This is a genomic window from Bordetella saccharivorans (genome assembly GCF_045862855.1).
GTDB lineage: Bacteria > Pseudomonadota > Gammaproteobacteria > Burkholderiales > Burkholderiaceae_B > Bordetella_A > Bordetella_A petrii_F.
The window spans coordinates 2,437,541-2,458,717 of the sequence record NZ_BAAFZO010000001.1; the positions used below are offsets into that span (position 1 = coordinate 2,437,541).

The 21,177-nt window shown below is 69.8% G+C and carries 22 protein-coding genes; 17 read left to right on the forward strand and 5 right to left on the reverse strand.

Annotation, left to right across the window (positions count from 1 at the left end; translation table 11 throughout):
- Positions 1-3: 3 nt before the first annotated feature.
- Positions 4-891 carry an alpha/beta hydrolase gene (locus tag ACKTT0_RS11650; protein WP_407850059.1) on the reverse strand — a complete coding sequence of 296 codons (888 nt, stop codon included), beginning with the start codon at positions 889-891 and terminating at the stop codon, positions 4-6.
- A 181-nt stretch (positions 892-1,072) separates the two neighbouring features.
- On the opposite strand from ACKTT0_RS11650, the gene ACKTT0_RS11655 reads away from it, so the two are divergent.
- The 13 genes from ACKTT0_RS11655 to ACKTT0_RS11715 all read left to right on the forward strand — a co-directional run bounded on the left by ACKTT0_RS11655 (position 1,073) and on the right by ACKTT0_RS11715 (position 13,901).
- Positions 1,073-2,236, forward strand: coding sequence for an ABC transporter substrate-binding protein (locus ACKTT0_RS11655; protein WP_407850060.1), 1,164 nt, complete (start codon positions 1,073-1,075; stop codon positions 2,234-2,236).
- A 59-nt stretch (positions 2,237-2,295) separates the two neighbouring features.
- Positions 2,296-3,210, forward strand: coding sequence for a branched-chain amino acid ABC transporter permease (locus ACKTT0_RS11660; protein ID WP_407850061.1), 915 nt, complete (start codon positions 2,296-2,298; stop codon positions 3,208-3,210).
- A gap of 3 nt (positions 3,211-3,213) precedes the next feature.
- Positions 3,214-4,170 (forward strand): branched-chain amino acid ABC transporter permease, encoded by a 957-nt coding sequence (locus tag ACKTT0_RS11665; protein ID WP_407852419.1) that lies wholly within the window; start codon positions 3,214-3,216, stop codon positions 4,168-4,170.
- Positions 4,167-4,976 carry an ABC transporter ATP-binding protein gene (locus ACKTT0_RS11670; protein ID WP_407850062.1) on the forward strand — a complete coding sequence of 270 codons (810 nt, stop codon included), beginning with the start codon at positions 4,167-4,169 and terminating at the stop codon, positions 4,974-4,976. Before ACKTT0_RS11665 ends, ACKTT0_RS11670 begins: the two co-directional genes overlap by 4 nt.
- Positions 4,970-5,674: an ABC transporter ATP-binding protein gene (locus ACKTT0_RS11675; protein ID WP_407850063.1), complete on the forward strand. Its 705-nt coding sequence runs from the start codon at positions 4,970-4,972 to the stop codon at positions 5,672-5,674. The genes ACKTT0_RS11670 and ACKTT0_RS11675 overlap by 7 nt, the downstream gene beginning before the upstream one ends.
- 65 nt (positions 5,675-5,739) lie before the next feature.
- Positions 5,740-6,069, forward strand: a complete 330-nt coding sequence (locus ACKTT0_RS11680; protein ID WP_407850064.1) for a thioredoxin family protein — start codon at positions 5,740-5,742, stop codon at positions 6,067-6,069.
- A gap of 133 nt (positions 6,070-6,202) precedes the next feature.
- Positions 6,203-8,548: a bifunctional salicylyl-CoA 5-hydroxylase/oxidoreductase gene (locus ACKTT0_RS11685; protein ID WP_407850065.1), complete on the forward strand. Its 2,346-nt coding sequence runs from the start codon at positions 6,203-6,205 to the stop codon at positions 8,546-8,548.
- Positions 8,545-9,336 (forward strand): SDR family NAD(P)-dependent oxidoreductase, encoded by a 792-nt coding sequence (locus ACKTT0_RS11690; RefSeq protein WP_407850066.1) that lies wholly within the window; start codon positions 8,545-8,547, stop codon positions 9,334-9,336. Before ACKTT0_RS11685 ends, ACKTT0_RS11690 begins: the two co-directional genes overlap by 4 nt.
- A 17-nt stretch (positions 9,337-9,353) precedes the next feature.
- Complete coding sequence (locus ACKTT0_RS11695) at positions 9,354-10,211, forward strand: enoyl-CoA hydratase family protein (RefSeq protein WP_407850067.1); 858 nt, start codon at positions 9,354-9,356, stop codon at positions 10,209-10,211.
- Position 10,212: 1 nt separating this feature from the next.
- Positions 10,213-11,382, forward strand: a complete 1,170-nt coding sequence (locus ACKTT0_RS11700; RefSeq protein WP_407850068.1) for an acyl-CoA dehydrogenase family protein — start codon at positions 10,213-10,215, stop codon at positions 11,380-11,382.
- A gap of 35 nt (positions 11,383-11,417) precedes the next feature.
- Complete coding sequence (locus ACKTT0_RS11705) at positions 11,418-13,058, forward strand: AMP-binding protein (RefSeq protein ID WP_407850069.1); 1,641 nt, start codon at positions 11,418-11,420, stop codon at positions 13,056-13,058.
- Between the two features lie 8 nt (positions 13,059-13,066).
- Positions 13,067-13,489, forward strand: a complete 423-nt coding sequence (locus tag ACKTT0_RS11710; RefSeq protein ID WP_407850070.1) for an acyl-CoA thioesterase — start codon at positions 13,067-13,069, stop codon at positions 13,487-13,489.
- 4 nt (positions 13,490-13,493) lie between these two features.
- A complete protein-coding gene (locus ACKTT0_RS11715) occupies positions 13,494-13,901 on the forward strand; it encodes a RidA family protein (protein ID WP_407850071.1) in 408 nt (135 codons plus the stop codon).
- 458 nt (positions 13,902-14,359) lie between these two features.
- Here ACKTT0_RS11715 and ACKTT0_RS11720 read toward each other — a convergent pair whose 3' ends face one another.
- The 4 genes from ACKTT0_RS11720 to ACKTT0_RS11735 all read right to left on the reverse strand — a co-directional run bounded on the left by ACKTT0_RS11720 (position 14,360) and on the right by ACKTT0_RS11735 (position 18,919).
- Positions 14,360-15,979, reverse strand: a complete 1,620-nt coding sequence (locus tag ACKTT0_RS11720) for a DUF342 domain-containing protein (RefSeq protein WP_407850072.1) — start codon at positions 15,977-15,979, stop codon at positions 14,360-14,362.
- Between the two features lie 183 nt (positions 15,980-16,162).
- The gene (gene hemL, locus ACKTT0_RS11725; RefSeq protein WP_407850074.1) at positions 16,163-17,446 is read right to left on the reverse strand and encodes a glutamate-1-semialdehyde 2,1-aminomutase; all 1,284 of its coding nucleotides are present in this window, start codon (positions 17,444-17,446) and stop codon (positions 16,163-16,165) included.
- A gap of 4 nt (positions 17,447-17,450) precedes the next feature.
- A complete protein-coding gene (gene thiE / locus ACKTT0_RS11730; RefSeq protein ID WP_407850075.1) occupies positions 17,451-18,113 on the reverse strand; it encodes a thiamine phosphate synthase in 663 nt (220 codons plus the stop codon).
- The gene (locus ACKTT0_RS11735; RefSeq protein ID WP_407850077.1) at positions 18,110-18,919 is read right to left on the reverse strand and encodes a bifunctional hydroxymethylpyrimidine kinase/phosphomethylpyrimidine kinase; all 810 of its coding nucleotides are present in this window, start codon (positions 18,917-18,919) and stop codon (positions 18,110-18,112) included. Before ACKTT0_RS11735 ends, thiE begins: the two co-directional genes overlap by 4 nt.
- Before the next feature lie 156 nt (positions 18,920-19,075).
- Here ACKTT0_RS11735 and ACKTT0_RS11740 point away from each other — a divergent pair, with 156 nt between their 5' ends.
- The 4 genes from ACKTT0_RS11740 to ACKTT0_RS11755 all read left to right on the forward strand — a co-directional run bounded on the left by ACKTT0_RS11740 (position 19,076) and on the right by ACKTT0_RS11755 (position 21,157).
- Positions 19,076-19,240, forward strand: a complete 165-nt coding sequence (locus ACKTT0_RS11740) for a rubredoxin (protein ID WP_003814980.1) — start codon at positions 19,076-19,078, stop codon at positions 19,238-19,240.
- A 61-nt stretch (positions 19,241-19,301) separates the two neighbouring features.
- Entirely contained in the window at positions 19,302-19,916 is a 615-nt protein-coding gene (locus tag ACKTT0_RS11745) for a YqgE/AlgH family protein (protein ID WP_028354936.1), read from the forward strand.
- On the forward strand, positions 19,909-20,304 hold the full coding sequence (gene ruvX, locus ACKTT0_RS11750) for a Holliday junction resolvase RuvX (protein ID WP_028354935.1): 396 nt from the start codon (positions 19,909-19,911) through the stop codon (positions 20,302-20,304). Before ACKTT0_RS11745 ends, ruvX begins: the two co-directional genes overlap by 8 nt.
- A gap of 109 nt (positions 20,305-20,413) precedes the next feature.
- Positions 20,414-21,157 (forward strand): lysophospholipid acyltransferase family protein, encoded by a 744-nt coding sequence (locus ACKTT0_RS11755; RefSeq protein ID WP_407850078.1) that lies wholly within the window; start codon positions 20,414-20,416, stop codon positions 21,155-21,157.
- Positions 21,158-21,177: the final 20 nt, after the last annotated feature.

The following is a 21,177-nucleotide window of genomic DNA, read 5'->3' on the forward strand; positions in this document are numbered from 1 at the left end:
GCATCAGTCGGCCGGCAGGCCCATTTGCGCGAAGATGGCGCGGGTCAGGGGGCTGGCGGGGTCGTTCAGCGTGAGCACGATGTCGTAGTGGTTGGTGCCCGGCATGGGCACGTGGCGGGCGGGCAGGCCGCGCGCGCGCCACGCCTGCAGGTAGTCGTCGGTCTGGCGCTTGAATTCGTCGGTCTCGGTAGCCCCGTAGCTGGCCAGCAACGGGCAGGCCGCGCCCGGCGGCAGCAGGGCGGGGCTATTGCGCTCGGCATCGGCCGGGCTCATGCGCATCCACTCGTTGACATGCGTATGCACCAGCGGGCGCAGGTCGAACAGGCCCGACAGCGGCGCCGCGCCGGCCACCACGCCGGCGGGAACGTCGTACGCTGCGTGCCAGCCGCCAGCCAGCAGCATGCCCACCAAGTGGCCGCCGGCCGAACTGCCGCAAACATGGATGCGCCGCGGATCGCCGCCATGGCGGGCGATGTGGCGGTACACCCACGCCAGGGCGCGGCGGTTCTGGTCGACGATGCGGTCCAGCGTCACGGCCGGGGCCAGCGAGTAGTTCACCGCCACCACCACGGCGCCGGCCCGCGTGAAGGCGGGCGCCATGTTGCAGGAATCGTCCTTCGACAGCAGCCGCCAGTAGCCGCCGTGGATGAACACGAATACCGGCGCGCCGGACGGCGGCGTGCTGGCGCGCGGCGCGGCAGGGAAGATGTCGAGCAGTTCGTCGGGATGGTCGCCGTAGGCTACGTCGGCCACGCAGGGCAGCGTGGCGCGGGCGGCCCGGCTTTGCGCCGCATACTGCGCCAGGATGGGCTGGATATCCGGCACCGTGGCGCGCGCGTTGTACTGCACGTCGAGCGCGGCGCGGTCGTATTGGCGATAGAGGGCGGGCATGGCTTGGGCGGCAACCTTGGTAAAAACCCTAGGCTTGTCTTGCCGAATACTTTAAACCTAAACTATACGGCACGCCAGCCCTTGCCGCGTCGTCCGGGCGATGCCGGATTGGCGACAGAAGCATCCGCAATCGAACTATTCCATAAAAACGTCCGCTGCGCGTCGCGCAAGGAGCTTCAAGATGCGTTTCCTGACTACCCTGGTGGCCGCCGCCGCGCTGGTGCCCGCGCTGTCGGTTGCCGATTCCATCAAGGTCGGCATCGCCAATGATATCTCGGGGCCGTTCTCGGCGCTTGGCGCGGAGGCGCGCGATGGCTTCAACCTGGCGATCAAGCAGCTGGGCAGCAAGCTGGGCGGCCAGCCCGCCGAGTTCCTGCAGACCGATATGGGTGGCAACCCCGACCAGGCGCGCCAGTTGGTGACGCGCTACATCCAGCGCGACGACATCGATTTCTTCACCGGCCCGATCGGCTCGAACGTGGCGCTGGCCGTGGGGCCGGCCCTGTTCGCCGCCAAGGTGCCGTACTTGTCCAACAACCCGGGCCCCAGCCAGTACGCGGGCGCGCGCTGCAATCCGTACTGGTTCGGCACTTCCTACCAGAACGACGCTTTCCACGAGGCGGCCGGCAAGGTCGCGGCCGACCGCGGCTTCAAGAAGGTCTTGATCATGGCGCCCGACTACCCGGCGGGCAAGGATGCGCTCACCGGCTTCAAGCGCGGCTACCAGTCCGAGGTGGCCGAAGAGGTCTATACCAAGCTCGGCCAGCTCGACTACGCCGCCGAGCTGGCGCAGATCCGCGCCGCCAAGCCGGATGCGGTGTTCATCTTCCTGCCGGGCGGCATGGGCATCAATTTCATCAAGCAGTTCGTGTCCACCGGGCTGTCGCAGAGCATCAAGCTGATCGGGCCGGGCTTTTCGGCCGACGAGGACGTGATCCAGGCGGTGGGCGAGCCCATGCTGGGCATGTACAACACCGCGCAATGGGCCCACGACCTGGATGTGCCGCAGAACAAGGAATTCGTGGCGGCGTTCCGCAAGGAGTATGGCGGCCGCTACCCGTCGGTGTACGCGGCCCAGGCCTACGACGTGATCATGGCCATGGACGCCGCCGTCAAGCAGGCCGGCGGCAAGGCGTCGGACCGCGAAGCCATCGTGCAGGCGCTGGCCAAGGCCGACTTCCCCTCGGTGCGCGGCAAGTTCACCTACGGCAAGAACCACTATCCCATCCAGGCCTACTACCTGCGCGTCATCGAGAAAGACGGCGAAGGCCGCATCACCAACAAGCTGGTCGGCAAAGTATTCGACCAGTACCAGGACGTGTACGTGGGCGAGTGCAAGCTCTAGCCGCACAACGCGCGCGGGACGCCGGCGCGGCGCACCCGCGCCACAGGGGATGAGGTTTCATGACGCTGGTCGTCGAACAACTGTTGAATGGGCTGCAATTCGGGCTGATGCTGTTCCTGATCGCCGCCGGGCTGACCCTCGTGTTCGGCATCATGGACATCATGAACCTGGCGCACGGTTCGCTGTACATGGCCGGCGCCTATGTGGCGGCCGAGACGATGCAGCGCACCGGCTCGTTTACCGCCGCCGTGCTGGTCGCCGCGCTGGTCACCGGCCTGGTCGGCGTGGCGCTGGAGCTGGTGCTGGTGCGGCGCCTGGCGGTGCGTGACCACCTGGCTCAGGTGCTGGGCACCTATGCGGTCATCCTGATCGCCAATGACCTGGTCAAGATGATCTGGGGGCCCGCGCCGATGATGCTGAACATGCCGTCCGCCCTGTCCGGGCCGGTGCGGCTGCTGCCCGACCTGCTGTATCCCGCCTATCGCCTGATGATCATCGTCTGCGGCCTGGCCGCCGCCGCCGGCCTGTACTGGTTCGTCACGCGCACCCGCGCCGGCGTGCTGGTGCGCGCCGGCGCATCGAACCGGCAGATGGCCACCCTGATGGGCGTGCGGGTGCCGCTGCTGTTCCTGGGCGTGTTCGCCCTGGGCGCCGTGCTGGCGGCGGTGGCCGGCGCGCTGCTGGGCCCGATTACCGCCGTGCAGATCGGCATGGGCGAGGAGATCCTGATCCTGGTGCTGGTGTGCATTGTCATCGGCGGCATCGGCTCTATCCGCGGCGCGTTCGTGGGCGCGCTGCTGGTCGGCATGGTCGACACCGCGGGCCGGGCCTTCCTGCCCATGCTGCTGCGCGAAGTATTGCCGCCGGCCATGGCGTCGAGCCTGGCGGCCACGCTGGCGGCGATCTCGATTTATCTGCTCATGGCCGGCGTGCTGGTATTCCGGCCGGCCGGGCTGTTCCCGGCGCGCGGGTGAATGATGCGCAGATCGACATTCTGGTGCCTGGGCCTGCTGCTGGCATTGGCGCTGTTTCCCTTCATCGCGGCCGCGCTGGGCCTGGATTTCTACGTTTCGCTGGTGCGGCGGGTGCTGATCTACGCGCTGGCCGCCACCAGCCTGAACCTGATCCTGGGTTATGGCGGCATGGTGGCGCTGGGCCACGCCGCGTTCTTCGGCGCCGGCGCCTATGTGGTGGGCATCCTGGACGCCGCCGGCGTGCATGCGGCGCTGGTGGCCTGGCCTGCGGCCGCGGCGCTGGCGGGCCTGCTGGCGCTGGTGATCGGCGCGGTGTCGCTGCGCACGCGCGGCGTGTATTTCATCATGATCACCCTGGCCTTCGCGCAGATGGTGTACTACCTGTTCATCTCGCTGCGCCAGTATGGCGGCGAAGACGGCCTGAACCTGTCGGGCTATTCCCTGCTGCCCGGGCTGGACCTGGCCGACAGCCGCACGTTCTACTACCTGGTGCTGGCGCTGTTCGCCGTGCTGCTGTGGCTGTTCGGCCGCCTGGTGGATTCGCGCTTCGGCGCGGCGCTGCAAGGCATCCGCGAGAACGAGTCGCGCATGGAGGCGCTGGGCTACCCGGTGTACCGGCTCAAGCTGGCCGCCTTCGTCATCAGCGGCGCGGCCGCCGGGCTGGCTGGGGCGCTGCTGGCCAATCACAACCTGTTCATCTCGCCGAGCCTGATGCACTGGACGCAGTCGGCCAACCTGCTGGTCATGGTGCTGGTGGGTGGCATCGGCCTGCGCTACGGCGGCGTGGCGGGCGCCGTCGTGATGCTGGCGCTGGAAGAAATGCTGCGCATGTGGACGGAGTACTGGCACCTGCCGCTGGGCGTGCTGCTGCTGTGCGTGGTGTTCGGCGCGCCGCGCGGTGTCGCCGGCCTGGTGGGGCCATGGTTCGCCGGGACGGCGGCGCGCGGAGGACGGCCATGACGGCAGCCGGCATTTCGCCTGCCGGCGCGGCCGCGCCGGCCCTGCAGGCCAGCGGCCTGGTGCGGCGCTTCGGCGCGCTGCTGGCCACCGACCATGTGTCGCTGACCCTGGCGCCCGGCGAGATCCATGCCCTGATCGGGCCCAACGGCGCCGGCAAATCGACCCTGATCCACCTGCTGTCCGGCACGCTGGCGGCCGACGCGGGCCGGCTGGATCTGGCCGGCGCCGACATCACGCGCTTGAATGCGCACCAGCGGGTGGCGGCCGGGCTGTCGCGCTCGTACCAGGTCACTAATATTTTCAAGTCGTTCAGCGTGCGCGACAACCTGCTGCTGGCCGCGCAGGCCCATGCCGGCAGCAGCTTCGGCTGCTGGAAACCGCGCGCGGCCGATGCCGCGCTGCACGACGCCGCGCATGCGCTGGCGCGCCAGTGCGCCATCGATGCCGGCCTGCTCGACCGCCCGGCCGGGACGCTGCCGCACGGCGAGCAGCGCAAGCTGGAGTTCGCCCTGGCCCTGGCCGCCCGCCCCAGCGTCCTGCTGCTGGACGAGCCCATGGCCGGCATGGGGCCCGACGAGACCTTGCGGCTGACCGAGTTGATCGAATCGCTGCGCGGGCAGGCCGCCATGCTGCTGGTCGAGCACGACATGCAGGCCGTGTTCCGCCTGGCCGACCGCATCTCGGTGCTGGTGTACGGGCGCATCATCGCCACCGGCACGCCCGATGAAATCCGGGCCAACCCGGAGGTGCGCCAGGCCTATCTGGGCGAGGACGAGGCCGGCATCCAGGAGCAGGCGCCATGCTGAACATGCGGGCGGTGGAAAGCGGGTATGGCGCCAGCCAAGTGCTGTTCGGCGTCGACCTGGAGATCGGCGCCGGCCAGATGGTGACCCTGCTGGGTCGCAATGGGATGGGCAAGAGCACCCTGCTGCGCACCCTGTTCGGCCAGTTGCCCCTGCGGGCCGGCAGCGTCCGCTTCGCCGGCCAGGACATAGGCGGCTGGGCGCCCGACCGCATCGCCCGCGCCGGCCTGGCCATCGTGCCCGAAGGCCGGCAGTGCTTTCCCAATCTGACGGTGCGCGAACACCTGACCGCCTTCACCGCCAGGCGCAATCCGGACATCGCCGAACCCTGGACGGCCGGGCGCGTATTCGAGTTGTTTCCACGCCTGAAGGAGCGCGCCGGCAACCTGGGCAACCAGCTATCCGGCGGGGAGCAGCAGATGCTGGCCATCGGCCGGGCGTTGGTGACCAACCCGCGCCTGCTGGTGCTGGACGAGGCCACCGAGGGCCTGGCGCCGCTGGTGCGCGAGGAAATATGGGCCTGCCTGGCTACCCTGCGGGCGGCCGGCCAGACCATCCTGGTGATCGACAAGTACGTCGAGCGCCTGCTGGCCCTGGCCGACCGCCACGTCATCCTGGAGCGGGGCCGGGTCGTCTGGAGCGGCGACTCCGCCGCGCTGGACGGCGACCGCAGCCTGTGGGAACGGTACTTGGGCGTGTAGCGCAGGCTGTCCGGGCCGCCCGGCACGCCGCTTGCTGCCCCTGGGGCGCCCATCTGGAGCACATCATGGGGATGACACATACCTACGCCGCTGAATCCGAGGCGCCCGCGCGCGCCGACATCGACCGCCGGCCCGAGGCCCTGGTGCTGGAATTCGGCACCGCCTGGTGCGGCTATTGCCAGGCAGCCCAGCCGCTCATCGAACAGGCTTTCGCCGCCTATCCGCAGGTGGACCACCTGAAGATCGAGGACGGCAGCGGCCGCGCCCTGGGGCGCTCATTCCGCGTCAAGCTGTGGCCCACGCTGGTCTTCCTGCGCGACGGACAGGAAGTGGCGCGCCTGGTGCGCCCGGCCAGCGCGCAGGATATTGCCCGCGCGCTGGGGCAGATCGCCTGAACCGTCGCACGCTGCCGTCTCCCGCGGCATTTCTTGCATGGGGCCTGCTTGCGGTATATAGTTGAAGCCTAAACTAATTACGGCGCCTCGCATCCCCAGGATGGCCGCGCGGTTTCACGGAGCCTGTAGCGCAATGAAGATCGTCTGCCTGGGCGGCGGCCCCGCCGGCCTCTATTTCGGCCTGCTGATGAAGCTGCAGGACCCCGCCAACGAAGTCACCGTCATCGAGCGCAACCGCCCGTACGACACGTTCGGCTGGGGCGTGGTGTTCTCGGACGCCACCATGGAAAACCTGCGCGAGGCGGACCCGGTTTCCGCGCAGACCATCGGCGACGCGTTCAACCACTGGGACGACATCGATATCCACTTCAAGGGCCGCAGCGTGCGCACCAGCGGCCACGGCTTCATCGGCATCGGTCGCAAGAAGCTGCTGAATATCCTGCAGGCGCGCTGCGAGGCGGTGGGTGTCAAGCTGGTGTTCGAGACTTTCGTGCAGGACGACCAGGCCGTCGCGCTGCAGTACGACGCGGACCTGGTCATCGCCTCCGATGGCATCAACAGCCAGGTGCGCACCCGCTATGCCGATACCTTCCAGCCGGATATCGACACGCGGCGCTGCCGCTTTGTCTGGCTGGGCACTACCAAGGTCTTCGACGCCTTCACGTTCGCCTTCGTGCAGACCGAGCACGGCTGGTTCCAGGCGCACGCCTACCGCTTCGAAGACGGGCTGTCCACCTTCATCGTCGAGACGCCGGAAGAGACCTGGCAAGCCGCCGGCATCGGGGCGATGAGCCAGGAAGAGGGCATCGCCTATTGCGAGCGGCTGTTCGCGCCCTGGCTGGACGGCCATCCGCTCATCAGCAATGCCAAGCACTTGCGCGGCGCCGCCATCTGGATCCGCTTCCCGCGGGTGATCTGCCATACCTGGGTGCGCTGGAACACGCTCGATACGCCGCGCGGCCAGCGCCGCGTGCCGGTGGTGCTGATGGGCGACGCGGCCCACACCGCGCACTTCTCGATCGGGTCCGGCACCAAGCTGGCCCTGGAGGACGCGATCGAGCTGGCGCGCTGCCTGAGCGGCGCGGAGGGCGGCCTGCAGCAGGGCCTGCAGCACTATGAAGACGTGCGCAGCGTCGAAGTGCTGAAGATCCAGAACGCCGCGCGCAATTCCACCGAATGGTTCGAGAACGTGGCGCGCTACGCCGGCCTCGACCCGGAACAGTTCGCCTATTCGCTGTTGACGCGTTCCCAGCGCATTTCGCACGAGAACCTGCGGTTGCGCGACCCCGGCTGGCTGGAAGGCTACGAACGCTGGCTGGCCGGCCGCGCCGGCGCGGCAGCCGGCGGCGCCGGCCGGCCGCCCCTGCCGATGCTCACACCGTACCGCCTGCGCGGCGTCGAACTGAAGAACCGCGTGGTCGTCTCGCCCATGGCCATGTACTCGTGCGTGGACGGCGTGCCGGGCGAGTTCCACCTGGTGCACCTGGGGGCGCGCGCCATGGGCGGGGCCGGGCTGGTCATGGTGGAAATGACCTGCCCTTCGCCCGACGCGCGCATCACGCCGGGCTGCCCGGGTTTGTGGAACGACGAGCAGGCGTGCGCCTTCGGCCGCATCGTCGATTTCGTGCACGCGCACAGCGAGGCGCGCATCGGCATGCAGCTCGGCCACGCGGGCCGCAAGGGCTCGACCCAGCTGGGCTGGCAGCAGATGGACCACCCGCTGCCGGCGGGCAACTGGCCCTTGCTGTCGGCCTCGGCGCTGCCATATCTGCCCGGCATTTCGCAGACGCCGCGGGCCATGGACCGGGCCGACATGGACCGCGTGCGCGACGACTTCGTCGCCGCCGCGCGCCGCGCCGCCCGGGCCGGGTTCGACTGGCTGGAGCTGCACTGCGCGCACGGCTACCTGCTTTCCAGCTTCATTTCCCCGTTGACCAACCAGCGCGATGATGAATACGGCGGCAGCCTGGACAACCGGCTGCGCTATCCGCTGGAAGTGTTCCGCGCGGTGCGCGAAGTCTGGCCGCAAGACCTGCCCATGTCGGTGCGCATCTCGGCGCACGACTGGGTCGAGGGCGGCATCACGGCCGATGACGCCGTGGAGATCGCGCGCCGCTTCAAGGCGGCGGGGGCGGACATGATCGACTGTTCGTCGGGCCAGGTCAGCCCCGACCAGCACCCGGTGTACGGCCGCATGTACCAGACGCCGTTCGCCGACCGGGTCCGCAACGAGGCCGGCATCGCCACCATCGCGGTGGGCGCCATTTTCGAGGCGGACCATGTCAACGGCATCATCGCCTCGGGCCGCGCCGACCTGTGCGCCCTGGCGCGCCCGCACCTGGCCGACGCATCCTGGACGCTGCGCGAGGCCGCCCGGGTTGGCTACTGCGACACCACCTGGCCGCGCCAGTACGCAGCCGGCAAGCGCCAGCTGGAAACCAATTTCGAGCGGGCCCAGGCCCAGCAGGAGTACAAATGACTACCTCCGTGCCTGTGCTGCAGGAACGCCATGCGCTGGTCACCGGCGGCGCGCGCGGCATCGGCCTGGCCTGCGCGCGCGCGCTGCTGCAGCGCGGCGCCACAGTGACCTTGCTGGGGCGCGACCGCGCGGCGCTGGATACCGCCGTCGCCGGCCTGGCGGCCCTGGGCCGGGTCCATGCCGTGACCGCCGACATCGCCGACGAGGCGGCGGTGCGCGCGGCCTTCGGGCAGGCCGCCCACGCGGCCGGCACGGTCGACATCCTGGTCAACAACGCCGGCCAGGCGGTCAGCCAGCGCTTCGACCGCACCGACGCCGCGCTGTGGCAGGCCATGCTGGCGGTGAACTTGACCGGCACCTTCCATTGCGTGCAGGCGGCGTTGCCGGCGATGCTTGCCGCCGGCTGGGGCCGCGTCATCAACGTGGCGAGCACGGCCGGCCTGATCGGCTACCCATACGTCGCGGCATACTGCGCCGCCAAGCATGGGGTGGTGGGGCTGACCCGGGCGCTGGCGCTGGAGGTGGCGCGCAAGGGCGTCACCGTGAACGCGGTGTGTCCCGGCTTCACGGATACCGACATTGTGCGCGGCGCGGTCGACAATATCGTGCAGAAGACCGGCCGCACGGCCGAGGCGGCCCGCGCCGAGCTGGCCGCCCGCAACCCGCAGGGTCGGCTGGTGCAGCCCGAGGAAGTGGCCGAGGCCGTGGCCTGGCTGGCCCTGCCGGCTTCCGCGTCGATCAATGGGCAGGCCATCGCCGTGGACGGCGGTGAAGTCATGCCCGGCTGATTTCCCCTGGAGAAACCATGACCAGCGCGTCCCCCGAACACACCATGAAGCATCACCGGCGCCCCTATGCCGGCTATGCGGCCCGCACCTTCCTGTGGCAGGTGTCCGAAGACGGCAAGGTCGGCACCATCGTGCTGAACCGGCCGGACCGCAAGAACCCGCTGACCTTCGATTCCTACGCCGAATTGCGCGACCTGTTCCGCGGCCTGGTGTATGCCACCGACATCAAGGCGCTGGTGATCGCCGGCGCCGGCGGCAATTTCTGCTCGGGCGGCGACGTGCACGAGATCATCGGCCCCCTGACCCGCATGAGCATGCCCGAGCTGCTGGACTTCACCCGCATGACGGGCGACCTGGTCAAGGCGATGCGCGCCTGCCCGCAACCCATCGTGGCGGCCGTCGACGGCGTATGCGCCGGCGCCGGCGCCATGCTGGCCCTGGCGTCTGACCTGCGGCTGGGCACGCCGGCCGCCCGCACCGCTTTCCTGTTCACCCGGGTGGGCCTGGCCGGCGCCGACATGGGCGCCTGCACGCTGCTGCCGCGCGTGATCGGCCAGGGCCGCGCTTCGGAACTGCTGTACACCGGGCGCGCCATGAGCGCCGACGAAGGCGTGCAATGGGGGTTTTTCAACAGCCTGCATGACGGTGCCGGGCTGCTCGAGGCGGCCCAGGCGCTGGCCGCGCAGCTGGCGGCCGGCCCCACGTTCGCCCATGGCATCACCAAGAAATTGCTGCACCAGGAATGGAACATGGGCGTGGACGAGGCCATCGAGGCCGAGGCCGAGGCGCAGGCCATCTGCATGCAGACGCGCGACTTCCGCCGCGCCTACGAGGCCTTCGTGGCCAAGCGCAAACCCGTATTCGAGGGAGACTGACGTGGCCGATACCTCGTGGCTGGACTGGCCGTTCTTCGATGCGCGTCACCGCGCCATGGCGGGCGAGCTGGAGGCATGGTGCATCGACGCGCTGGCGGATATCGACCATCGTGACACCGATGCCGCCTGCCGCGCGCTGGTCGCGTCGCTGGGCCAGGCCGGCTGGCTGCGCTACTGCGTGCCGGCCGGCCCCGATGGCGCCTGGGGCGGGGCACTGCCGGAGATCGATTCGCGCATGGTGTGCATCCTGCGCGAGACCCTCGCGCGCCACGACGGCCTGGCCGATTTCGCGCTGGCCATGCAGGGCCTGGGCAGCGGCGCGATCGCGCTGATGGGGTCCGAGGAACTGCGCCGGCGCTATCTGCCGCGCGTGGCGGCCGGACAGGCCATCGCGGCGTTCGCCTTGTCCGAGCCGGACGCCGGGTCCGATGTGGCGGCGTTGGCATGCGCCGCGCGCGTCGACGGCGACCACTATGTGCTCGACGGCGCCAAGACCTGGATTTCCAACGGCGGCATCGCCGATTTCTATTGCGTATTCGCGCGCACCGGCGAGGCGCCGGGCGCGCGCGGCATCAGCGCCTTCGTGGTCGAGGCCGGCACGCCGGGTTTCGAGATTTCCGAGCGTATCGAGGTCATGGCGCCGCATCCGCTGGCCACGCTGACCTTCGACAATTGCCGCATCCCGGCCGCACAGCGGCTGGGCGAGCCCGGGCAGGGGTTCAAGCTGGCCATGATGACGCTGGACATTTTCCGCGCCTCGGTGGCCGCCGCCGCGCTGGGCTTCGCGCGCCGCGCGCTGGACGAGGCGCTGGGGCGCGCGCGCGGGCGCCGCATGTTCGGCCAGGCGCTGGCCGACCTGCAACTGACCCAGGCGGCGCTGGGCGAGATGGCCACCGCCATCGACGGCGCAGCGCTGCTGACCTACCGCGCGGCCTGGCTGCGCGATGTGCAGGGCAAGCGCACCACGCGCGAAGCGGCCATGGCCAAGATGGCCGCCACCGAGTCGGCGCAGGCGGTCATCGACCGCGCGCTGCAGATGTTCGGCGGGGCCGGCGTGGTATCGGGCATGCCGGTGGAAAAACTGTACCGGGAGATTCGCGCCCTGCGCATCTACGAAGGCGCGACCGAAGTCCAGAAACTGATCATAGCCAGAGAGCTGCTCAAGGCCTGAACGCAGCCGCTCACCGCATTGCCAAGGGGGATTTCATGGAACGTTCCGCACACCTGGATACCTACGCCCGGGATCACCTGCCCCCGGCTGACGAATGGCCCGAGTTCCTGCTCGACGGGCCGGACGTGGCGTATCCCGCCCGCTTCAATTGCGCGGTCGAGCTGGTCGATGCCGTGGTGGCGCGCGGCGACGGTGCGCGCGTGGCATTGCGCTGGCGCCGCGACGGCGGCGCGGCAACCATGACCTACGCTGAATTGCAGGCGCTCACCAACCGCGTGGCCCGCGTGCTGGTCGAGGACATGGGCCTGGTGCCTGGCAACCGCCTGCTGCTGCGCGGCCCCAACAACCCGATGATGGCGGCTGCCTGGCTGGCCGCCATCAAGGCCGGGCTGGTCACCGTGCCCACCATGCCGCTGCTGCGCGCCAAGGAACTGAAGCAGATCATCGACAAGGCCCAGGTGTCGGCCATGCTGTGCGACGCGCGGCTGGCCGAGGAGGCGCGGCACTGCATGCAGCCCGGGCACGAGCATTATTGCGGCGGGCTGGCGCAGATCATGCTGTTCAACGACCCCGCCGCGGACGCGCTGGACGCGCGCGCGGCGGCCAAGCCCGACGATTTCACGGCCTGCGACACGGCCTCCGACGATGTCTGCCTGATCGCCTTCACCAGCGGCACTACCGGCATGCCGAAGGGTTGCATGCATTTTCACCGCGATGTGCTGGCGATGTGCGACCTGTTCCCGCGCCATGTCATCAAGCCGGGCCCGGACGACATCTTCTGCGGCACGCCGCCGCTGGCCTTCACTTTCGGCCTGGGCGGGCTGCTGTGCTTCCCGCTGCGGGTGGGCGCCAGCACCGTGCTGGCCGAGAAGCTCACGCCGGACGGCCTGCTGGAACTGATCCAGGACTTCCGCGCCACGATCGTCTTCACCGCGCCGACGTTCTATCGCCAGATGGCGGCGCTGGCGGACAAGTACGACATCGGTTCGCTGAAGAAGAGCGTGTCCGCCGGCGAGGCCTTGCCCGACGCCACGCGCCAGCTCTGGAAGCAGGCCACCGGCATCGAGATGATCGACGGCATCGGCGGCACCGAGATGATCCACGTGTTTGTCTCCAGTCCGCCCGACCAGGTGCGGCCGGGCGCCATCGGCAAGGTGGTGCCCGGGTATGTGGCGTGCGTGGTGGACGAGAACATGCGGCCGGTGCCCAACGGTACGCCGGGACGGCTGGCGCTCAAGGGCCCCACGGGTTGCCGCTACCTGGCCGACGAACGCCAGCGCCGCTTCGTGCAGCAGGGCTGGAACCTGCCGGGCGACACCTTCGTGCAGGACGACGACGGCTACTTCTTCTACCAGGCGCGCAATGACGACATGATCGTCTCGGCCGGCTACAACATCGCCGGGCCGGAAGTCGAGGATGCCCTGCTGCGCCATGAGGCGGTCGCCGAGTGCGGCGTGGTGGGCGCGCCGGATGATGAACGCGGCCAGCTGGTCAAGGCGTTCGTGGTCCTCAAGCCAGGCTACGAGCCGGGGCCGGATATGGTCGCCGCGCTGCAGGCGTTCGTGAAGGCGGCCATCGCGCCCTACAAGTATCCGCGCGCGATTGTGTTCGTGGAATCGTTGCCGCGCACCGAGACCGGCAAGCTGCAGCGCTTCGCGCTGCGCAAGATGGCGTGAGGCCGGTCATGGCGGCGCCGTTCGTGAGCGAGGTGGAAGTGCGGTTCCGGCATTGCGACCCGGCCGGCATTGTGTTCTACCCACGCTATTTCGAGATGATCAACGACTTTGTCGAGGAATGGTTCGACAAGGGCATGGACTTGCCGTTCCATGCGTTGCATGTCGACCGGCAGATCGGCACGCCGCTGGTGTCGGTGCAATGCGATTTCTGCGCGCCCAGCCGCTGGCACGAGAAGCTGCGGCAGGAACTGGAAGTGCAGCGCATCGGCGGCGCCTCGTTCAGCGCGGCGGTGCGCTTCCTTGGGCCCGACGGCGCCACGCGCCTGGCCGCCGCGCTGACCATTGTCACGGTGGATCTGCGCAGCATGCGCTCCACGCCTCTTCCCGACGACCTGCGTCAGCGCATGCAGGCATTTCTTACTACAGGATGACTCCATGAAAATTCTGCAACCGCCCGGCTGGCTGCCGCCGCGGGGTTATTCGAACGGCGTGATGACGCAGGTGGCGGCGGGGGATCGCCTGCTGTTCGTGGGCGGCCAGATAGGCTGGAATGGCCAGCAGCAGTTCGAGACCGATGACTTCGCCGGACAGGTCCGGCAGACGCTGGTCAATATCGTGGCCATCCTGGCCGAGGGCGGGGCGGGGCCCGAGCACATCGTGCGCATGACCTGGTACGTGAAGGACAAGCGCGAGTACGTGGCTTCGTATCCCGAGATCGGCAAGCACTACCGGGAAGTGATCGGCCGGCATTTCCCGCCGATGACGGCGTTCCAGGTTGCCGACCTGATCGAGGATCGCGCCAAGGTGGAGATCGAGGTGACGGCGGTGGTGCCGGGGGGGTGATGCGATCGGGGTTTTTGCGGTGGGCGCGTGCGTGTTCGTAGGGAGTCCGGGGCGGGGCCGGGGCGTGCGGGACGGCCACGTCGCTCGGCTCGGGCGCGCCACCAGGCGCCCTCGGCCCCCTGCGGGGGCTGCCCTCGCTCCAACTGGCCGTCCCGCACGCCCCGGCCCCGCCTCGGACTCCCGGCAGCGGCATGCGCGGGGCCCGTCGGCCGATCGGCGCGGCTTTCGAACTCAAGGTGTCAGACAGGCGAAGGGTGTCTGACATCTTCTCGGAAGGCATTGGCGCCCATTCCCGCCGAATGACCGCTCGGCCCCACAGGTGTCAGACACCCTTTGGGTGTCTGACACCTTCCTCGAACGCATTGACGTCCATTCCCGCTGGATGACCGCTCGGCCCCGCAGGTGTCAGACACCCATAGGGTGTCTGACACCTTCTTCGAACGTATCGGTGCCCATCCCTAGCGTATGACGAGCTGGCCGGCTTCCAGGCCGGCCTTGCCGCCTACCTGGTCTTCGAGCAGGTGGGTCACCTTGATGCCTATTTGCAGCGTGGTGCCGCCGTAGAAACGCTTGGCCGCCGTGATGGTGGCCGATTGCAGCGGCTGCAGCTGGCGTTCCAGGGCGGCCTGCTGGCGGTCGAGGTCCTGCAGCGCGGCTGCGAGCCGGGCATGGGTGTTGGCGGCGCGCTCGCCGATGCCGCCGGCGGCCTTGCCGGGGTGCGTGCGCAGGAATTCCAGCAGCTTGTCCAGCTTGGCCCTCTCTTCGTCCAGCCGCTGGCGCTCCGCTTGCAGCGCGGCGCGGCGTGCATCGGCGTGCGGATCGAGCCCCACGCGCACTGAGGTCGCCACGCCGGCCATCGAACCCAGCGTGCCTGCCCGCACCGAGTGCAGAGCGCAGACCTCGCCGCCGGTGACCGCGCCCTGGTGCGAACCTGGCGGACCGACCGTCACGCTATGGCCCGCGATGACGCGGCTATTGCGGATTTCGCGCTCGGCCGCGACGTGCTGGCCGGCGCTTACCTCGGCGTTCTCGATGAAGCGCGCCTTGACCGATCCCGCGCATTGCACCTGGGCGGTGCGCGCCGCCTGGCCCCGTTCGCCGGGGGCCGCCTCCGCCATGCCGATGATGCCGCCGCTGACCGCCAGGCTGCCGCCGGCCTGGACCTGCGCGGCTTCGATCGTGCCGGCCACGACGATGTCGCCGCTGACCCGCACCGTCATGCCGCTGGTGATGTCGCCCTTCACACGCAGCGTGCCATCGAAATCGATGTTGCCGGTGTTCAGGTCCACCGCGGCCACCTCGACCACCGAGTTCACCTGGACGCCCTGCGGCAGCAACATCGGGGCGCCGGCCACCGCCGCGCGCAGGAGGCAGGGATCGTCATCGTCCACTGCCACCCCGGCCAAGCCGTCCGCGAAGGGCAGGTCGGGCACGGGCTCGGGGGCCACCGGCTGGCCGCAGACGTCCAGGCCGGCCGTGCCCGGCTCGGCCGGCACGCGCCGCATCAGCGGCGTGCCGGGCTGGACCAGCACCAGGCTGCCCAGCGCGCGATAGTCGACGGGCGCATTGTCGTCGTCGCGGCCCGCCGGCGGCCCGGCCTGCAGGCCGACGAAGCGGGTGGGCACGCCCGGCGTCGGCGGCGTGCCGCGGGCGATCACGAGGGCTTCGCAGCGGCCTTGGACCACGGCTTGGCTAACTGCTTCGGCGTCGATGCCGGCGACTACGTCCTGCGCGGCCATTCCGGCATGGATCTCGTCCGCCGTGATCGCCCGGCCGCCGCGCGGGGCCGTCAGCGTGAGCAGGGCGCTCATGCGGTCGGTCTCGATCTCGATGGAGAAGCTGCCGTCGTGCACGGCGCCGACCGGCGCTGTGACTGTGCCGGAGGTCTCGCGGCACTGCGCGCAGAACGCCGCCGCCTGGGCGGAGTCCAGCGCGTCGGAGGTCCAGCCGCCAGCCTGCGCCGCCGCCGCCAGGTCGTCCCAGGCCGGTGGTGGGGCCGAGGCATCGGCGGGCGCATACGTGGCCGACAACACGCGCGTGTCCGGGTCCAGCGCGAGCTGGAGCGGTTCGTTACCCATGGCTGCTCCTGTGCGGGCGCTCCAAGAGGAATTATTAATTAGTAAAACACAGAAATATTAAGTCATATAAGCGGCGCACGAGAGCTTTTTCGGCGTCGGGCGACGCAAATCAAGCGCGGAATTCGGGGAGCGGGGATGGCGTGCCAGGCACCCGGCGGTGCCCGGCAACGGTGTGGCGAGGGCCTAGGCCTTCATGCCGGCGAACACGGCCTCGGCGGCGTCCAGGGTGGCATCGATGACGGCGTCGTCGTGGGTGGCCGACACGAAGCCGGCCTCGTAGGCCGAGGGCGCGAAATGCACGCCGCGCTCCAGCATGGCGTGGAAGAACCGCTTGAAGGCGTCGACATCGCTGTCCGATACCTCCGCGAACGAGGTGGGCACGCTGTCGCGGAAGTACAGGCCGAACATGCCGCCGATGGCGTCGGCGGCGAACGGGATGCCGGCCGCCTGGGCGCGCTGCCGCAGGCCGTCGGTCAGGCGCAGCGTCTGGGCGGCCAGCCGCTCGTAGAAACCGGGCTGGCCGATCAGGCGCAGCGTGGCCAGCCCGGCCGCCACGGCGACCGGGTTGCCCGACAGGGTGCCGGCCTGGTAGACCCCGCCCAGCGGCGCCAGGTGGGCCATCAGGTCGGCGCGGCCGCCCACGGCGCCCACTGGCATGCCGCCGCCGATCACCTTGGCCAGCGTGGTCAGGTCGGGCTTGATGCCGGTCAGGCCCTGCACGCCCTGCGGGCCGACCCGGAAGCCGGTCATGACTTCGTCGAAGATCAGCACGGCGCCATGGCGCGTGCAGAGCTCGCGCAGGCCTTCCAGGAAGCCCGGCGCGGGCTTGATCAGGTTCATGTTGCCGGCCACCGGCTCGACGATCACGCAGGCGATGTCGGCGCCGTGCTCGGCGAAGGCCGCCTGCGCCGCCGCCAGGCTGTTGTATTCCAGGGTCAGCGTGTGCGAGACGAACTCGGGCGGCACGCCGGCCGAACTGGGGTTGCCGAAGGTGAGCAGGCCCGAGCCCGCCTTGACCAGCAGGCTGTCCGAGTGGCCGTGGTAACAGCCCTCGAACTTGACGATCTTGGCCCGCCCGGTCGCGCCGCGCGCCAGCCGGATGGCGGTCATGGTGGCCTCGGTGCCGGAACTGACCAGCCGCAGTTGGTCCAGCGAAGGCAGGCGCTGGATCAGGACTTCGGCCAGCTCCACTTCGGCGCGGGTGGGCGCCCCGAACGACAGGCCGTCGAGCGCGGCCGCGCGCACGGCCTCGACGACTTCGGGATGGGCGTGCCCCAGGATGGCCGGCCCCCAGGAGCCGACGTAGTCGATGTAGCGGGTGTCCTCTTCGTCCCACACGTACGGCCCTTGCGCGCGCTTGATGAAGCGCGGCGTGCCGCCCACCGAGCGGAAGGCCCGCACGGGCGAATTGACGCCGCCGGGAATGCTGCGGCAGGCGCGGTCGAAGAGTTCGGCGTTGCTGGACATGATGTTACGGCTTGGAGTTGGAGTGAAGGAAGGGCGCCGCGCAGGCCAGCGCGGCCGCCTTGATGTCGGGCGCCTCGAACAGGGCCGAGATGACGGCGATGCTGTCGGCGCCGGCCCGGACCGCCTGCGCGGCGTTGCCGGGCGTGATGCCGCCGATGGCTACCACGGCGGGGCGGGGTGCCGCGCCGCCGGCCGCCAGCGCGCGCGCCTGGCCGAGCAGTTCCAGCGGCGCGTGCACCGCCTGGGGCTTGGTGGGCGAGGGAAATACCGCGCCGAAAGCGATATAGTCGGCGCCGGCGTCGAGCAGCTCGCGGGCGCGCTGCAGGTCGTTGTAGCAGGACGCGCCGAGGATCAGGTCCGGGCCGGCCGCGGCGCGCGCCTGCGCCAGGTCGCCGTCGTCGCGCCCCAGGTGGGCGCCGTCGGCGCCGACTTCCAGCGCCAGGCGCCAGTGGTCGTTGACCAGGAACACCACCCCCAATTCGCGGCACAGCGGGGCCAGCGCGCGCGCCAGCGCGGCGCGCTGGGCGTCGCTGCATTGCTTGCTGCGCAGCTGCAGCGCGCGCATGCCCCCGGCGGCGGCTTCGCGCACGGCGGCGAGCAGGCGGCCGGCGTCGGTCCAGTCGGGCGTGACGCCGTACAGGCCGGCGGGAAAGCGCAGCGTGCTCATGGCGTGCCGATCCGGTTGGGAATGCGCCGGCCCATGCCCGCCAGGAAGGCCGCGCCCAGCGTTTCGTCGGCGTGGCGCAGGGCCTGTTCGACCGCCTTGGGCATCTCCAGCCCCTGGGCCAGCATGGCGGCCACCGCGGTGGCCGCCACGCCGCCGGTGTCGCCGTTGCGGTCCGGCGGGGCCTGCCAGGGCCAGGTGGCGGTTTCGCCGCTGGGGCCCAGCAATACGTTGGCCTGGTGCCCCGGGCGCACGGGCGCGCCGAGCACCAGCACCCACTGGGCGCCGCCGGCGACCAGCGCGTGCATGGGGCTGGGCGCGTCGCCGATGTCGATGTCGCCATCGGCATGCCATTGCGCCAGCCGCAGGTGCTCGACCACCACCAGGTCGGTCTGCGGCAGCACCAGCTCCAGCGTGGCCGCCAGCAGGTCGTCGGCGTCGTCCTGCGCAGCCGCGTCGTGCGCCGGCAGCCCGCGCTGGCCCAGGTGCAGCACCAGCGGCACCTGGCTGTAGTCGGCGGCGATCTGGGCGGCCACGCTGGCCGCCTCGGCGGTATGGAGGCCACCCACCTTGATCGCCTGGACCGGCATGTCCTCGAGCAGGCAGCGGGCCTGGTCGTCGAGCAGGTCGGGCGAGACGGGGTGGATTTCCTCGATGCCGGCGGTGTCCTGCACCGTCAGCGCCGTCGCGGCGGCCAGGGCATGGCAGCCCAGCCGCGCGCAGGTCACCGCGTCGGCCGGCAGCCCGTCGGCGCCGGAGGGGTCGACCGGGCCGAAAATCAGGATAAGGGGGGGAGTCACTGAGGCCACACGCTGCGTGAAAAGACGGGGCGGCTCCGGCTGCGTGGCGGCAAATCGGGCAACCCCTGTTGGGTTTCGGTAAGATTGCCCCATTCTAATGGATGCGACCCGTGCTTTGCCCGCTTCCGGGGCGGCGACGGTTGATGTAACAGAGAATAGAGAACTATGCGTACTTGGATGTGTCTGATCTGTGGCTGGGTATACGATGAAGAGGCTGGCTTGCCCGACGAAGGCATCGCCCCCGGCACCCGCTGGGAAGATGTCCCGCCGAACTGGGTGTGTCCCGAATGCGGTGCCCGCAAGGAAGACTTCGAACTGATGGAAATCTGATCGTGCGCAAGTCCGGGCCGTTCGCGGCGCGGCCGCTCGTGAAAGGCTCCAGGGGGTTGCCATGAAAGACGAAAACCACGACACGCACGACGACGATGCCGACGGCGGCAACGCCGATGCGCCGGCCACCGATTTTTCCAACCAGTTCCTGATCGCCATGCCGCACATGGTCGAAGGCAGCCTGGCCGGATCGGTCATTTATGTGTGCGAACACACCACGCGCGGCGCCCTGGGCCTGGTCATCAACCGGCCCACCGACCTGACCCTGGCCAGCCTGTTCGAGCGCATCGACCTCAAGCTCGAGATCCGTCCGGCCAAGGACGAGCCCGTGTTCTTCGGCGGCCCCGTGCAGACCGACCGCGGCTTCGTGCTGCACGCTCCGGCCGGCGACTACAGCTCCAGCATCAAGCTCGGCGACCTGGCCCTGACCACCTCGCGCGACGTGTTGCAGGCGGTGGCCGATGGCAACGGGCCGGCGCGCATGCTGGTCACGCTCGGCTACGCCGGGTGGGGCGCAGGCCAACTCGAAAGCGAAATGGCCCAGAATGCGTGGCTGAGCGTGGGCGCCGATGCCGACATCATCTTCGACGTGCCCCCCGAGGAACGCTATCCGGCCGCGCTGAAGCTGCTGGGCATCGATCCGGTCATGCTGTCCGGCGGCGCCGGGCATGCCTGAGGAAACCCTGCTGGCGTTCGATTTCGGCGAAAAGAAAATCGGCATCGCCATCGGCAACACCCTGACGCGCCAGGCGCGCCCGCTCGAGATCATTTTTTCCGAAACGCGCGAGGCGCGCTTCGGCCGCATCGCGCAACTGCTGCAGGAATGGCAGCCGCAGCGCGCGGTGGTCGGCCTGGCGCTGGCCGCCGATGGCGGCGAACAGCCCGCCACGGCGCGCTGCCGCCGGTTCGCCAACCAATTGCATGGGCGTTTCGGCCTGGCCGTCGAACTGGTCGACGAACGCGGCTCCAGCATGGAGGCCCAGCGGCTGCTGGGCACCCACGCGCCCGACGACGCCATGGCGGCGGCGGTGATCCTGCAACGCTATCTCGACGCCTTGCCGTGACGCCTGCCCGGCTCCTCCGTCATCCGCGCGACCGGTTCGCGGGTATGATGCTGGCCGGCCGGACGCGCGCCACGGGGGTGGCTGCCGGACCGGCCCGGGAGTCCTAGACTTGCTCAAGCTGCTGCGCGTCGTCCTGCGCCTTTTCCTGGTAATACCCTGGATTCTGTTCGGCCTGCTGTGCGTCGGGCTGGCCTACCCCTTCATGAGCCTGCCCGCGCGCGCCGGCCTGAACCGCTTCTGGTCGCGCTGCCTGATGCGCATGTGCGGCATCAAGGTGGTGGTCGGCGGCCAGGCGCTGCGCGACGGCCCGGTGCTGTGGGTGGCCAACCATGTGTCCTGGATCGACATTTTCGTGGTCAATTCGGTGCGCGCCACCGCCTTCGTGGCCAAGAGCGAGATCCGCGCCTGGCCCGTGATCGGCTGGCTGGCCGCCGGCGCCGGTACGCTGTTCATCGAGCGCGGCCAGCGCCATGCCGTGCATGCCGTCAGCGAGGCGGTGCAGGCGCGTTTCCGGCAAGGGGTGGCGGTGGGGCTGTTCCCGGAGGGCACCACCACCGAAGGCGACATGCTGCGGCCGTTCCATGCCAGCCTGTTCGAGCCCGCCCGCGCCGCGGGGGTGCCCATCCAGCCGGTGGTGCTGCGCTTCCTGCAACATGGCCGGCGCAGCGCGCTGGCCGCATTCGTGGGCGAGGAAACCCTGGCCGCCAATCTGTGGCGCGTCCTGGGCGCCACCGGCCTGGCCGTCGAAGTGGAATTCCTGCCGCCGCTGGCGGCCTGTCATGTCGATGGCCAGCCCGCCACGCGCCTCGAACTGTCCAAGCAGGCGCGCGCGGCCATCGCGGCGCGACTTTGAAGCGTCATTGAGCTGGGCCG

Bases quoted from the DNA above. Each gene is read 5' to 3' on its own strand.
- hemL (WP_407850074.1), bottom strand. From the start codon at position 17,446: ATGTCCAGCAACGCCGAACTCTTCGACCGCGCCTGCCGCAGCATTCCC.
- ACKTT0_RS11675 (WP_407850063.1), top strand. From the start codon at position 4,970: ATGCTGAACATGCGGGCGGTGGAAAGCGGGTATGGCGCCAGCCAAGTG.
- ACKTT0_RS11655 (WP_407850060.1), top strand. From the start codon at position 1,073: ATGCGTTTCCTGACTACCCTGGTGGCCGCCGCCGCGCTGGTGCCCGCG.
- ACKTT0_RS11680 (WP_407850064.1), top strand. From the start codon at position 5,740: ATGGGGATGACACATACCTACGCCGCTGAATCCGAGGCGCCCGCGCGC.
- ACKTT0_RS11745 (WP_028354936.1), top strand. From the start codon at position 19,302: ATGAAAGACGAAAACCACGACACGCACGACGACGATGCCGACGGCGGC.
- ruvX (WP_028354935.1), top strand. From the start codon at position 19,909: ATGCCTGAGGAAACCCTGCTGGCGTTCGATTTCGGCGAAAAGAAAATC.
- ACKTT0_RS11715 (WP_407850071.1), top strand. From the start codon at position 13,494: ATGAAAATTCTGCAACCGCCCGGCTGGCTGCCGCCGCGGGGTTATTCG.
- ACKTT0_RS11720 (WP_407850072.1), bottom strand. From the start codon at position 15,979: ATGGGTAACGAACCGCTCCAGCTCGCGCTGGACCCGGACACGCGCGTG.
- ACKTT0_RS11685 (WP_407850065.1), top strand. From the start codon at position 6,203: ATGAAGATCGTCTGCCTGGGCGGCGGCCCCGCCGGCCTCTATTTCGGC.
- ACKTT0_RS11710 (WP_407850070.1), top strand. From the start codon at position 13,067: ATGGCGGCGCCGTTCGTGAGCGAGGTGGAAGTGCGGTTCCGGCATTGC.
- ACKTT0_RS11665 (WP_407852419.1), top strand. From the start codon at position 3,214: ATGCGCAGATCGACATTCTGGTGCCTGGGCCTGCTGCTGGCATTGGCG.
- ACKTT0_RS11705 (WP_407850069.1), top strand. From the start codon at position 11,418: ATGGAACGTTCCGCACACCTGGATACCTACGCCCGGGATCACCTGCCC.
- ACKTT0_RS11690 (WP_407850066.1), top strand. From the start codon at position 8,545: ATGACTACCTCCGTGCCTGTGCTGCAGGAACGCCATGCGCTGGTCACC.
- ACKTT0_RS11695 (WP_407850067.1), top strand. From the start codon at position 9,354: ATGACCAGCGCGTCCCCCGAACACACCATGAAGCATCACCGGCGCCCC.
- ACKTT0_RS11670 (WP_407850062.1), top strand. From the start codon at position 4,167: ATGACGGCAGCCGGCATTTCGCCTGCCGGCGCGGCCGCGCCGGCCCTG.
- thiE (WP_407850075.1), bottom strand. From the start codon at position 18,113: ATGAGCACGCTGCGCTTTCCCGCCGGCCTGTACGGCGTCACGCCCGAC.
- ACKTT0_RS11660 (WP_407850061.1), top strand. From the start codon at position 2,296: ATGACGCTGGTCGTCGAACAACTGTTGAATGGGCTGCAATTCGGGCTG.
- ACKTT0_RS11740 (WP_003814980.1), top strand. From the start codon at position 19,076: ATGCGTACTTGGATGTGTCTGATCTGTGGCTGGGTATACGATGAAGAG.
- ACKTT0_RS11650 (WP_407850059.1), bottom strand. From the start codon at position 891: ATGCCCGCCCTCTATCGCCAATACGACCGCGCCGCGCTCGACGTGCAG.